Origin of the sequence: Levilactobacillus cerevisiae, from assembly GCF_003946245.1 — a bacterium.
GTDB classification, from domain to species: Bacteria; Bacillota; Bacilli; order Lactobacillales; family Lactobacillaceae; genus Levilactobacillus; species Levilactobacillus cerevisiae.
This window is the reverse complement of record NZ_RHNN01000043.1, coordinates 1-13,053: the sequence shown is the minus strand read 5'-3', so window position 1 is coordinate 13,053 and position 13,053 is coordinate 1. Positions and strand designations below refer to the sequence as shown.

Annotated in this window: 13 protein-coding genes; 7 read left to right on the top strand and 6 right to left on the bottom strand. The window is 53.7% G+C overall.

The genetic code is table 11. The features are described 5' to 3' along the window. Window positions 1–79 precede the first annotated feature (79 nt). Both EKM99_RS14735 and lepB read right to left on the bottom strand, forming a co-directional pair. Window positions 80–541, bottom strand: a complete 462-nt coding sequence (locus tag EKM99_RS14735; protein WP_125584122.1) for a MarR family winged helix-turn-helix transcriptional regulator — start codon at window positions 539–541, stop codon at window positions 80–82. Window positions 542–1,127: 586 nt separating this feature from the next. Continuing rightward, entirely contained in the window at window positions 1,128–1,727 is a 600-nt protein-coding gene (lepB, locus tag EKM99_RS14730; RefSeq protein ID WP_125584121.1) for a signal peptidase I, read from the bottom strand. Window positions 1,728–2,213: 486 nt separating this feature from the next. Here lepB and EKM99_RS14725 point away from each other — a divergent pair, with 486 nt between their 5' ends. Both EKM99_RS14725 and EKM99_RS14720 read left to right on the top strand, forming a co-directional pair. Further along, on the top strand, window positions 2,214–3,038 hold the full coding sequence (locus EKM99_RS14725) for an SDR family NAD(P)-dependent oxidoreductase (RefSeq protein ID WP_125584120.1): 825 nt from the start codon (window positions 2,214–2,216) through the stop codon (window positions 3,036–3,038). Window positions 3,039–3,318: 280 nt separating this feature from the next. After that, on the top strand, window positions 3,319–4,515 hold the full coding sequence (locus EKM99_RS14720) for a multidrug effflux MFS transporter (protein WP_125584119.1): 1,197 nt from the start codon (window positions 3,319–3,321) through the stop codon (window positions 4,513–4,515). Between the two features lie 980 nt (window positions 4,516–5,495). Here EKM99_RS14720 and EKM99_RS14715 read toward each other — a convergent pair. Beyond that, entirely contained in the window at window positions 5,496–6,719 is a 1,224-nt protein-coding gene (locus tag EKM99_RS14715) for a condensation domain-containing protein (RefSeq protein WP_125584118.1), read from the bottom strand. Between the two features lie 246 nt (window positions 6,720–6,965). Here EKM99_RS14715 and EKM99_RS14710 point away from each other — a divergent pair, with 246 nt between their 5' ends. Further along, on the top strand, window positions 6,966–7,493 hold the full coding sequence (locus EKM99_RS14710; RefSeq protein ID WP_125584117.1) for an acyl-CoA thioesterase: 528 nt from the start codon (window positions 6,966–6,968) through the stop codon (window positions 7,491–7,493). A gap of 187 nt (window positions 7,494–7,680) precedes the next feature. Here the strand turns inward: EKM99_RS14710 and EKM99_RS14705 are convergent, their stop codons facing one another. After that, a complete protein-coding gene (locus tag EKM99_RS14705; RefSeq protein WP_125584116.1) occupies window positions 7,681–8,238 on the bottom strand; it encodes a GNAT family N-acetyltransferase in 558 nt (185 codons plus the stop codon). A 120-nt stretch (window positions 8,239–8,358) separates the two neighbouring features. Here EKM99_RS14705 and EKM99_RS14700 point away from each other — a divergent pair, with 120 nt between their 5' ends. From EKM99_RS14700 to EKM99_RS14685, 4 genes are all read left to right on the top strand, one after another. After that, window positions 8,359–9,006 carry an NAD(P)-dependent oxidoreductase gene (locus tag EKM99_RS14700; protein WP_125584115.1) on the top strand — a complete coding sequence of 216 codons (648 nt, stop codon included), beginning with the start codon at window positions 8,359–8,361 and terminating at the stop codon, window positions 9,004–9,006. An 89-nt stretch (window positions 9,007–9,095) separates the two neighbouring features. Further along, on the top strand, window positions 9,096–10,439 hold the full coding sequence (gene brnQ / locus EKM99_RS14695; RefSeq protein ID WP_164511619.1) for a branched-chain amino acid transport system II carrier protein: 1,344 nt from the start codon (window positions 9,096–9,098) through the stop codon (window positions 10,437–10,439). A 109-nt stretch (window positions 10,440–10,548) separates the two neighbouring features. After that, complete coding sequence (locus EKM99_RS14690) at window positions 10,549–10,812, top strand: hypothetical protein (protein WP_125584113.1); 264 nt, start codon at window positions 10,549–10,551, stop codon at window positions 10,810–10,812. A 515-nt stretch (window positions 10,813–11,327) separates the two neighbouring features. Continuing rightward, complete coding sequence (locus tag EKM99_RS14685) at window positions 11,328–12,011, top strand: YjjG family noncanonical pyrimidine nucleotidase (protein ID WP_125584112.1); 684 nt, start codon at window positions 11,328–11,330, stop codon at window positions 12,009–12,011. On the opposite strand, the gene EKM99_RS14680 is transcribed toward EKM99_RS14685, so the two are convergent. Then, window positions 12,008–12,268: a type II toxin-antitoxin system Phd/YefM family antitoxin gene (locus tag EKM99_RS14680; RefSeq protein WP_125584111.1), complete on the bottom strand. Its 261-nt coding sequence runs from the start codon at window positions 12,266–12,268 to the stop codon at window positions 12,008–12,010. The genes EKM99_RS14685 and EKM99_RS14680 overlap by 4 nt on opposite strands. Before the next feature lie 83 nt (window positions 12,269–12,351). Further along, the gene (locus tag EKM99_RS14675) at window positions 12,352–12,744 is read right to left on the bottom strand and encodes a hypothetical protein (protein ID WP_125584110.1); all 393 of its coding nucleotides are present in this window, start codon (window positions 12,742–12,744) and stop codon (window positions 12,352–12,354) included. Window positions 12,745–13,053: the final 309 nt, after the last annotated feature.

The following is a 13,053-nucleotide window of genomic DNA, read 5'->3' as shown; positions in this document are numbered from 1 at the left end:
CATTCTTTGATTATACAAAAATATCCGTTGCCAGTAATCAAATTCATTTGATTACCAACAACAGATATTTTAGAACCGTTTACTCTTCAGTTTTATTCCCTGGCGTCTCGTTGGCCACGGCTCGCAAGGCCAACTGCCGAATTTGGTCCACTAGGGCGTCGTGCTGCTCCCCAGGAACATCGGCCAGCAGACTATCCGCGACTTCTTGCCGCAGTTCCACAATTTCCGGGTAGAGGGTTTCGCCCCGCTTAGTCAGCGACAGCTCGTAGACCCGCTTATCCGCTCTGGACTGGCGTTTCCGCACATAGCCCAGATTCACCAGCTGATTGACCGCCCGCGTCACGTTGCTGGGATTGAGGTAAGTGAGACTAATCAACTTATCCTGCGTCAGGCGCGGCTGCTCGTGGATTCGCAAAATATAGTAGTACATGCTGGCGTTCAACCGGTACGGCTGGAGGCGCCGGTCCAACGCAATTCGCGTGTAACGGTTGGCAATTGACAGCCATTTTAAAATGTCAGGATCATTGCTACTGGTGACCATGGGGCGCCTCCTTCACTAAATTTACGTGCGCAAGCATATACTAATTTCTGTGAATTGTCAAGCAATCACTAACGTATCCTTGGACCATCAACTGTTACCATTGCTCTCGCCAAACGCCTGCGGCTGCTGGAGATTCCGGCGTCTATGGGGACCGCCTGCGGCCTGTGGAACGGTCCTCCGGCTCGGTTTGAAGCCTGACAAAGACCATCAGGCTTCAAACTCGTCCCACGGTGTAAGCTGAGAAAATCCACTCAGCTAACGCCGTTGTCACAGCTACCTCCATCTCCAGCCTCCTCCGGCTAACACTGTTTTTCATTCCTCACATTTACGTACATCGTTGGTGTAGCGGCTTTCAACGACTATCTAGTTGATCGTCACCAATGTAGGCGATAGCAAGCCTAAATTTGGTTCACTCTCGCCTACATTGAACGCCCTCCTGCTTGTGCTATCCATCTTCTTGGTGGCGATTCCCATGACTATTGACAAGGCAGCGACCATCTTCACCAACACAATACCCTAAGAACTACCCCAAAATTGACCAGAAAAAAAGGCCCAGACGCTAACCGTCCGAGTCTCTCGTTCATTTCTAATAAGCTAGCGAGTTCACGTTCGCCCGCCGTGTCTTGTTGGAGGCCCAGAATGGCACCTTGACGACACCTAAGACCTTATCTTTGTCCACGAAGCCCCAGTAACGGCTATCGTTAGACACGCTCCGGTGATCCCCGAGCACGAAGTATTTACCCTTCGGCACGACCGTCACAACCTTCTTGTTCGCACCCCAACCGGTATTTTGGGACTTTTGCAGGCTAGCTAACGTCCAGTTTCCTGTGCCGGCAGTCCGTTCACTGGTTGAAATGAAGCTCTGCTTGATCTTTTTGTTGTTCACATACAGGTACCCATTTTTGCTGGTCACCGTATCGCCAGGCAGGCCAATGACCCGCTTCACGTAGTTGGTGCCCTTCTTGGCCTCCGGATCTTCACCATGGGCGTCAAAGACAATGACACTCAGATGTTTAACGGATGACTGTTTCCAGGCAAAAACCTTTTCGTTGTTTTGGAGGTTGGGCTCCATGGATGGGCCGTCAACCCGAACTCGGGTAAAGACGAATGATTTAATGGCAAAAGCGATGGCTAACCCGATAATTACGGGAATAATCCAACTCATGACTTCTTTCAATGCTTTCATGATGTAGCTCCTTATTCTCAGATATTAATATATTGTTATCATACACCCCTACCGGCTTCAGGAAAACTTTTTCTACCGGTGGGTACCGTGTATAATCTTACCATTTACTGACTGAAACGCCTACGTTTTCCGCCAATTTAATGTTGCTGTAAGGTTTGCCTACCGCTATTTATCCCCTCAAGCCTATTCCTCCAGCAATCCGACCCGTCTCAGCTGTTTTAGAAAAAATATTCGTATAGCCCTTGACAGTAACTAATCAATCATTTAGTATAGGGACATGCAAAAAAGTTGTGCTTGCGTCAGCCAGCGGATCATCCGTGACTGTTCGGGTGCATTCGCTGCAGTCGCTAGGTCTGCCGGAGGCCATTTGTTAACGCGCCCCGGTTTCTACTAATCCTAGTCAGCGACGACCGTTGGGCAACCAACTTTTATTTTTACCATTTAATTAAATAAATATTTAGTCAACTAAAAAGGAGATCTTCATTTATGAGTAAAAAAGTTATCTTAATTACCGGTGCTTCCAGTGGTATGGGTTACGCCGCCACCAAATTGTTCGCCGAACGCGGCTGGGAAGTCTTCGCGGGTGCCCGCCGTGTGGCCAAGATTCCCCAAGCGCCAAACGTCCACGCTCTGGCGCTCGACGTCACCGACAGTGCCGCTAACCAAGCCTTCGTGACAGCCGCCATTGAAACCGCTGGCCGCATCGACGTCCTGCTCAACAACGCGGGCTACGGTGAGTACGGGCCCCTCGAGGAAGTTAGCCTAGCCAACGTTCGCAAGCAACTGGACACCAACCTCTTAGGGGCAGCCGAACTGGCGCAACTGGTCTTGCCGACCATGCGGGCCCAACGCAGCGGCCGGATCATCAACAATTCCTCCGTCGGCGGCGATTTGTACGCCCCATTAGGCGGCTGGTACCACGTTGCCAAGCACGGCCTGAACGTTTGGTCCGACGTCTTAGACACTGAGATCCGCCAATTCGGCCTGCACTCGGTGGTCATCGAACCCGGCGGCACGGAATCCTCCTGGAGCGAAATCGCCATGCAAAACGTCACCAAGAACCTGCACGAGGACTCCCCCTACCGGCCACTGGTAGACGGCACCATGAAAATGATGAACCGGGTCACCAACGCGGCCTCCTCTGCAACGTCGCTGGACCTCGCCAAGGTCTTTTACCGCGCTGCCACTGACCGGCAACCCAAGCGCCGTTACTACTATTCCTGGAGCGACCGCATGATGGCCCACTTTGCCCGAACCCACGCCGGCACGTTCCACCGGATGATGATGCTGGTCAGCAAGCACCTGGTTTAACGGGCGAGCACCCGCGACCAATGACCCATGAAAAGACAACCGTCGACGTTATCCTAGAAATTAGGGTGACGTCTTTTTGGTGGTCGATCCTATTTTTCAGCTTCGTACTCCCACCACGCAAACTTACCCTTGCAAATTTCGCGCTTTCCAGCAATAATGGAGGAACACCGTTTTTACATAGCGTGAAATAATCTGGACCGCCATTCTGCCCGGCAGAGTCGCGGTCCAGTGGTGTTTCTACCGTCAATTATTATATTTATTATGAAAGGGCTGACTATTTTTGAATCCTACGCTTACTCGACGGCGACAAATCTGGCTGACACTGTTACTGGGAACTGTTAGTGCCACCGGACCCCTGGCCATCGACCTTTATCTGCCGGCCCTGCCGCAAATGAAAATCCAATTTGCCACGAGCGCTTCGCTGATGCAGCTGAGCATCACCGCCTGCCTGATTGGCCTGGCGCTGGGCCAACTGATTGCCGGGCCCCTGTCGGACCAGTATGGCCGCCGCAAACCGCTGATCATTGGTTTCATCATCTTCGGCCTGGTCTCACTGGCCATGGCCTTCATCCACTCCGTGACGCTGCTGATTACACTGCGGTTCATTCAGGGACTCGCGGGCGCTACCGGCCAAGTGCTGGCTCGTGCCGTGGCCCGGGACCTCTTTTCCGGTAAAAAATTAACCCGGTTCTATGCGCTCCTCAACACGGTCAACGGGGTCTTCCCAATCATCGCGCCCATCATCGGGGGCTTCATGATTCACTACGTCGACTGGGAGGCCATCTTCATCCTGCTGGCCATTATTGGCTGGTTGATCGCGCTGGCCGTCGTTTTCGGTCTGCACGAATCCCTCCCCGTTGAAAAACGCCAGACGGGTGGTTTCCACAGCTCCATGCTGAGTATGGGCAAATTGGTGGTCCAACCATCCTTTTGGCCGTTGATGCTGGCCACTGGTTTGGTCTACGGCGGCTTGTTCAGCTACATTTCCGCCTCGACCTTCGTCTTTCAAACAGGCTTTGGCATGGCCCCGCAAACATTTAGCCTGCTTTACGCCTTTAACGGCCTGGGCATTGTGGTCGGCAGCAACTTGCCCGGCCGCCTGGCTGCGCGCTACACCAACCGCCAACAGGTCACGAGCCTATTGACGATTGCGGCGGGCGTCAGTCTAGTCCTGTTGGCCACGCTGCTGTTCCCGGCCAACGTCTGGGTCGTCAGCGCGCTGGTCTTGGCGTTGGTGGTCCTGATTGGGGCGTTGCTCACGTTGACCGTCACCATCATCATGGATCAGGCTACCAGCAATGCCGGTGGGGCGTCAGCCGTGATTGGTCTGTCGCAAAATGCGTGCGGTGGGCTGGCATCCCCGTTGGTGGGTCTCAGCGGAAGTTCTTACGCCGCTATGGCCAGCATGTTACTGGTCTGCAACCTGGGAGCACTGGGCTTGGTTCGCTTCCAAGCTAAGCGCGCCACAACTGAATAGTGCCCAAATAACGCCTCGTTGGTTAGGTATTTACGCTAACCACGGGGCTTTTTTAACCATTTGCAAGTGAATGGGTCAATTTGAATCGACTAACCACAACTTTTTTAAAAAACATGCTACACTGGGGGCACATAAAGCGTTAAGGTCACTCAGCACTTCCACCGCGTCATTAGCCTACAGCACTCCCCCACGGACGCGGGCGCCTGTCCTTAACCTAAGTCAACCCAAGAGATCGGAACATTGTCGTTTCGGTCTTTTTTCGTGCCTACTGAAATTGTCGCTGATTGAACGTCCAAACGCACCTAGAAAGGCCCAGCTAACAGAAATTCAATCCACAAAATTAATTAGAAATTGTCACCTGCGGCTGCCAGAGATTCCGTCTGCTGTGGGGACCGCCTGCGGCCTGAGAAACGGTCCTCCGGCTCGGTTTGAAGCCTGACACAAATCGTCAGGCTCCAAACACGTCCCACGCTGTAAGCTGGTCCCCAGCTAACAGCGTCGACACAGCTACCTCCATCTCTGTCCTCCTCCGGTTAGGCTTGTTCTTCAACATGCCATTGATGTGATCATCGCTGGGCCGGCAACGTTTGTCCGCAATTATCGGTCACAATTTCTGCAGGTAAGAAGTATTCTAATATAGCATTCTCACAGACATTGGCATCTTTAGAACAACTCAAAAGGGCATAACCGCCATCCCATGAACTAGATGGCCATTACGCCTAACAAATCGTTTAATTAACCTGAACATGCATTTGACCATATACCACTAGGCACGGGTCAAACCAGTATCAGCCGTAGGGATGGTGAAAATGAGCTAAGCCGTGGGAATTCCCTTAGTGACGCTTTTTTCTCGCTTAGGGAATTGATATCTTTGAGACGCGATAGTGGCTCAAAGTAAGCCTGGAGACCGCCCTTCGGCTCCGGGCGCTCGCCCACAGCGGTCCGGTCTCATTTTCACCATCCCGAAGGCACCCGCTTTGCTAGTGCCCCCGGCCCCACTGGGTCAACTGGGCGACCACGTTCTTCAAAATCTTAATGCCCAACTGATAGTCCGGTTCGGAGCCCAGCATGCGAAACGCTAGCGTCCAGGCGTCGTGGTACACGCTGACGGTTAGCTGGAAGTTTGGCATTTCACGGTAGGCGCCAGCAAAGTAAATCTGCGTGACCACCGCGCTGCCAAAGTTCAGGCGGGTGTGGTCGATATGGCCAAAGTTAGCGAAAGAGATGGCTGCTTGGGCGCGGTGCTTGCCCGCTAATCGGCGTACCAATTGTGGGGGTAGCGCCCGACTCATGCGGTTGATTTCCACCAACGGCGGCAGGTAGGCCAGTTCTTCGCGCAGCTGACTGATGGTCGCTTGCGTGCGTTGGACCACGTCTTCCAGCCGGTCGCCGTCCTGCACGGTAATCGGGATCGGCATCTCACTGGTCAGGTTCGCCACTTGTACCACGTTGGTCGCGGCGACCGGGCTGTGCAAACGCAGGTCGACCTGGTACGGAATCACCAACCGTTTTTCGCCGGTCAACGCGAACAGTGCTAGCGCATAGGCTGACAACAACACGGCGTTCATCGTTACATTTTCTGCCTGCGTGCGTTGCCGCAGTCGGTGACTTTCCACTTGCGGAATCGTTGCCTCGCCGCGGTGATGGTGGACATCCCCACTCAGACTGGGAAACGTCTCATCGGAATTACCATTCAACTCGGGTAGCGCCCGGTGGGGATGGCGTAGGTGGGGATGGCGTAGGTGGGCTAAAATTTTACGCACACTACGCTCGTTGGTGAAGTTCGCCAGGTCTTGCCCATCGTAGGCCGCTGCCAACAGATAGAGGTAGTGCTTAAACCCCTCCCCGTCCGTCAACAGGCGACTCATCGCTAAGCGCAACGCGTCGTAGTCGGGATGGTGAATGACTTGGATTTTTAATTGTGGGCCCGCCAAGACGTCTAGCCGAACGCGACCGGGATCGTGGCTGACCGTATACTCCTCAATCACTTGGTTCAAGGAATTCGCTTCAACTTCGAAACGGTTCCAGCGTAAATTATAGCGGCCCAAGACTTGGGGGACCACTGTTTGGGTGATAGCGACGGCATCTTGTAAACGCGCCACATCAATGGGGTGCGTCAGGCTCAGTGTGCACTCGAGCAGCGGATACGTTTCCGCCAAATCTAGCGTTGGCATCAGGTCCAACGGTTCACCATGATAGATCATGAAAACACCCCTCCTTACGAATTTACCCATAGTATAGCAACCTCCCGCGCCCCGCTCACCTAATTCGCAGAGATATTGGCAAAAATTAATAAAGCTGTAACCTGGCGTGACTGGCTATCGCAGTTTGTGAAATTGTCTGTTAGAATGGAAAAAGACATTTCCTGTTTTGTGAAGACAGGCTCCTAATGACTAGCAGTCTAGCCAGCACGGCTTCACAATCTGACTAAAATTATGAGGTGACATTCTTTGACTAACTATTCATCGACCCCCGTGTCCTGCAACGCGACACTGATTGTAACCAGCCACCGGGTCTTTCAACCGGATTTAAACGAACACGAATCCGTCTTTGGCGGTAAAATTTTATCCCTGGTCGACGACAGCGCATCCGTCGCGGCCGTCCGGCTGACCCACAAAACTGTGGTGACCGCCTCATTTGACCACGTGAGCTTCTTAAAACCCTTCCACCTAGACAACTCCATGTACCTGGAGGCTTACGTCACCGGGACGGGCACCCGGTCGTTAGAAGTCTTCGTCAAAATTATTGGCGAAAGCCTCACGACTGGCGAGCGGTTCGTCGGCTATACCTGCTTCATTACCTACGTGATTGAAGACCCATCGTCGACCACCCCGCTGCCCCCAGTAAAGCCCATCACGGATGAACAACGCTACATTTGTGATGGCTACGCCAAACGGAATGCACAGCGGAAAGAACGCCGTAACGAGCAGAAAGAATTGAACGCCCACGTCACTACGAATTCACCGTGGCCCATCTAAAATGTTTCATGTGAAACATCGCGGGCTAGTCCGCAGAAATGAAAGGACGTAGCTGTTATCTCCACGATAACGTCTACGTCCCTTTTGCGCGCCCCAAAAACATTGGTTGACCCAGCCACCTTATTAACCGCTCACCAGCGCGGGTGAATCGGCAAGTGTCTAGCCCCTATTGCGACCGCATTCAACACTAATCTTCTGTTTCACGTGAAACATCCGTCCAGTCCGTCGCCAGAATGCCGTACGAATACAGGTCGATCCAAGAACCATCCTGATAGACGCCCTCGCGGTTGATACCTTCGCGGACGAAGCCCACCGCCTGGTACGCGTGAATCGCTGAGAGGTTGTTGGCATTGACCTCCAGGTTGACCTTATGCAGTCCTAGCTCGTTAAAGGCAAACGCCAGAATTGCATTCAACGCATCCTCACCGTAACCCTGGCCGCGGTCGCTAGCCACTGGCAAAGCAATGCCCAACGAGGCCCGCCGATTTTTGAAATAGACATCATCCAGCATTACCCATCCCAGCAGGCCGTCATCCGCGTTGGCCCGAATCATGAAGAAGAATCGCTCATTGTTGTCAGGATCCGCCGCCAATTCACTGTACTCCGCGGCCGTAAAGGGATGAAACGCGTCGGCTGATAAATTCCGTAGTAAGCCCGGTTCCCACTGCGTATCCTGGAGCCACTCCGCATCCCCGTCACGCATTTCCGTTAAATGTACCAAACTGCCCTGTACCACGTCTTTCATCCTGGTAGCCCCCTTGTATTTCTTCCTACTCTACCACAGGTTGCCAGTAAGCCAAAATCCTTGGCGCACCTTTCAAACTGGCCTATACTAAACGCAACCATTGAAGGAGGAGAAACTTTTATGAAGATAACTGTTATTGGTGCCACGGGGATGGCCGGATCGGCCATTGTTGCCGAGGCCTTGAAACGCGGTCACACCGTTACGGCCTTAGCCCGTTCAGCGGAAAAATTAGCGGCCCTACCCACCAGTCCCAACTTGGCAACGCGCACGCAGGATGCCTTTAGCCTGACGACGGCCGACCTCGCCGACAGCGACGTGGTAGTTGACGCCTTCGCCGCCGCACCCGCCCAAGCCTATTTGCACGTCGACTTGGCTGCTCACCTGATACACCTGTTGCGGGAGACGACCTTGCCACGGGTCGCCTTCATCTTAGGCGCCGGTAGCCTCCACACCGGCGACGACCGCCACCTGTTCGTCCACGACCTCGAACAGGATCCGCACGCGGCTAGCTTCATTAGCGTGCCGCAAAACCAGTTGACCGAACTGAACTTTCTACGCGCCGTGGATAACGTGAACTGGTTCGGCGTTTCACCAGCCGCTAATTTTCATCCAGGTGTGGCAACCCCTGCTCTGCTAGGGACCGACGACTTATTGTTCAACGCCGCCGGGGACTCCGGTACCAGCGCGGGCACCATGGCGGTTGCCATTTTAGATGAACTCGAACAACCGCAACACCACCAGACCCGTTTCACGGTGGCCGATCACTAAACAAACTCGCAACGCCGGCATATCATCTGTCGGCGTTTTTTGGTATGCTAGTCACCGTTAAGACTCTGACATAGAAAGTTGCGATTACTTTGAAAACAAAATTAACTTGGCGGGAGATGCTGTTCATTGGCATGATGCTGTTCGGCCTCTTCTTTGGCGCCGGCAACCTGATCTTTCCCGTCTACCTCGGCCAACAAGCCGGGAGTCACGTGGGCGCCGCCATTGTGGGCCTCCTGCTGACCGGGATCGGCCTACCACTGTTGGGGGTCGCCGGCATTGGGCTGACCCGGAGCGAGGGCGTCTTCGACCTGGCCACCAAGGTCAATCGGCCCTTCGCCTACACGTTCACCGTTTTGCTTTACCTGACCGTGGGACCCTTCTTCGCTCTACCGCGGCTGGCGACGACCTCATTTCAAATTGGGCTCGCACCGTTCGCCTCGACTCGCCACCAAGGCTTGGTGCTCGCGGTCTTCTCCGTGCTGTTCTTCCTGGTCGCTTGGTGGCTCGCCCGTAATCCTGGCAAGCTGATGACCTACATCGGCAAATGGCTGACGCCACTCTTCCTGGTTCTGCTAGGCCTCCTGATGCTGGCGGCGTTCATCAAACCCATGGGCGGCTTCAATGTGGCAGCTCGCGGTGCCTACGTGACGCATCCCCTGGCCACCGGTTTCACCGAAGGCTACAACACGTTGGATGCCCTAGCCTCACTGGCATTTGGTATCATCGTCATCGATAGCATTCGCGCGTTAGGCGTTACCGAGCCTGGTCAAATCGCGAAAGACGTGATCAAGGCCGGTGTCATCTGCGTGGTCTTGATGGGCATCATTTACGCCCTGCTGGCTTTGATGGGGACCATGAGTCTCGGTCACTTCGCGGCGGCGGAAAACGGCGGCATCACGCTGGCACAGATTGCCAACGACTACTTTGGCGTCTTCGGCAATCTCCTATTAGCCCTGATTGTGATCATTGCCTGCTTGAAAACGGCGATTGGCTTGATTTCGGCCTTTGGTGACACGCTCCACACCCTGTTTCCCCGCCTCTCTTACGTGGGCCTGACAATTGTGGCTAGCGCCTTGCCCTGCCTGTTCGCCAACGTGGGTCTGACCAAATTGATCAGCTACTCCACGCCCGTTCTGATGTTCCTGTACCCGCTCGCCATCGTGCTCATTATCCTGGCCGTGCTTTCCCCGTTGCTGGGGACCGGTCGCTGGCTCTTTGGCCTGGGCATCCTCTTCACCCTGATTCCGGCCTTCTTCTCCGCCGTGGCGGCCTTACCCGCTGCTTGGCAACGTGCCGGGTGGGCGCAAGCCATTCTCCACGTCAATAACCAACTCCCATTAGCGGCCCAGGGATTTAGTTGGGCCGTCCCCGCACTGATTGGCTGCACTGCCGGTTGGCTGCTAGGGCGCGTATTTGAACGGAAGGTTAATTAATTAAAGAAATATGAGCGTTTACCCGCCATTGAATGAGAAAATCTGGTAAAATAGAAACAAGCTATAATTGAATTTTCATTCTCTCATTTAATGAAACGAGGTGCTCCGGATGACTCAAGTACGTTACCCTGCTACCCCACTTAAAATCGGTGTCATGCTGTTAACCATTGTGATGCTGGTTGCCATGTTACTCGTCAGTAATCCCGTTGTTGCGGCTTTTCTCTGTTTTAGCTCGCTGATCACAGCGATGCTCCACTTCAATGTTTTTGAAACGACCGCTGATGCCAATCCACTTAATCGGATTGACCTCGGCATTCAAGTCACTTATCTCGTTTTGTCCATCATCAAGGCGTTTGTCCTGGGTGGCGGCTAAGTTGCGGGTCCCATTGCCCTTTCCGGTAGTGAGGCCTTTTTATTTGCCTTGGGTTTAGACTTGTTAAGAGATGTTCTCCCTTCGCCTCCGGGATGGTGAAAATGAGACCGGGGCGCTGTGGGCGGCCGTCTGGAGCCTAAGGACGGTCTCCAGACTTACTTTGAGCCGCTTAGTACGCGTCTCAAAGATACCAATTGCCTAACCGGCTCCCGCCGCTAAGGCAATTCCCACGGCTTGGCTCATTTTCACCATCCCTGCGGCTGACATTGTGTTAGCCCGGCAACCGTTCTGATTGATATCATCTTCCTATCGCTACCGCTAATTACTGCATTTGATGATTCCACTGGCATCTAACCGATCAATAAATTGGCATCCTTACCGCCCGACCCCGCCTTCAAATCAGCATCCTCCCTACCCAGCAACGCCCCACACACCTCAACTTTTTTCACCCCACCGCTGTTGGCTGCGGCCAATCTATGCTACACTCAGAAAAAACATTCTGAAAGGCGGCTCCCATGAAAAAATACGCAATCTTTGACCTCGATGACACCCTCCTTGACTTTACCCGCGGGGAAACGGAGGGCGTCACGGCCATTTTTAACCAGTATGGCGTGACCGACGTTGCGGCGGCCATGACCACCTACCTGACCATCAATCACGACATCTGGCACCGCATCGAACAGGGGGCCGAACGCGGGCCGCTCCTGGACACCCGTTTTGCCCGGACCTTCGCTACCCTCGGAATGCAGGTGGACGGCGTGGCCTTAGAGGCCAAGTACAAGGGCATGTTGAACCACAACTACTACACGTTGCCCGGTGCCACGGCCTTTCTCACTGGGTTGGCCCAAGCCGGCGTCACCCTGATTGCCGGGACGAACGGGACCAAATCCGTCCAGGAAAGCCGACTGGCTGGGTCTGGGATCACCCGGTTCTTTGACGACGTCTTCATTTCAGAGGATGTAGGCTACGACAAACCTGATTCCCGCTTCTTTGCGCCCATTTTTACCGCCTACCCAACGCTTACGCCAAGCAACACCCTCATGATTGGCGACAGTCTGCGTTCTGATATTCAAGGTGCCACCAACGCAGGATTGGCCAATGTCTGGTTCAACCCCCACCACACGCCAAATAGCGCAGCGCTACAACCTACTTATGAGGTAGATTCCTACGCTGCGCTCACTAAATTAGTGTTGGCCTAACCCCACTCCATCTTATCAATTGCGGCGTCATTAAATCGGCGCTGGGTGGGCGTGAGACGTGGGCTGCTGGCCTCTTGAGGTGCTTGTAAAAAGGCTAATTCTGCCATGGCCTCCCACTCGCGCTTAGGAATTAGCACGGCGGCCTGTTCGTCGTCGCCATCGGTTGGTGTAATCACGATGGTCTCCTGTAGCTGATGAACGGCAGCTAAAATGATATCTAAATCCTGTTGTGCGGCTAATGGTGTATATTGTTTCATGTTGTGCTCCCCCCAATTAGAAAACGCCCGCTAGCGAGGCTGTTTTCTGACGTTAGCGGGCGACAAACTCTAACATAACTGATCTAACGGTCCGTGATGCCAAGCAACGTGCCCAAAAGGACGGCGCCCAGTAACAACTGGCTACTGGTCAAATACCAGGCCTGACGCTGCCATAAGCGGCGCAAGGCCGCGGGATACTGGCGGTGGCGGCGTTGCTGCCAGCTCACAATCACGGCCACCAGATCGACCGCTAGCAAGAGGCCAACGACCCGTGCATTCAACCATGACGGCTGCCACAACCCAACCATCACGTATAGCAGGCCCAAGTACAGTAGGCCGTGATAAATGATGCGGTTGCGCGCTACCTGTCCGCTCAGTTGGCCGTGGCGGTGGCGTAATTGATCCAGCATCCGGTGGTGTTCCCAGTGACTGGCCAGCGTTAGAATAATTCCGATAACTAACAAACTTGTTTGCATGTTAAGCTCCCCTTGTTTCAACCGGTAGGCTCGCTACCGGTTGCCCCGAATCATGTTGCCCCAGGAATAGTTTACCGGAATTAACGTCGTAGCGCAAAGTTCCTTGCCAGCCCAACGGTATCCGTTTGGTTCAGCTTGTCTCTCGACTGCCTTAAGTCTACCGAACATTTATTGTCTTTATGCAAAGAACACGTAAAAGTTGTGTATATTAATTGATGATTCATTAATATCTGGGAGTGTCAAATTTTTTGTGTAAATGGAAGTCCTCTCCCATTAGCTAGCTTCTAATACATGGATTCTAACGTATCT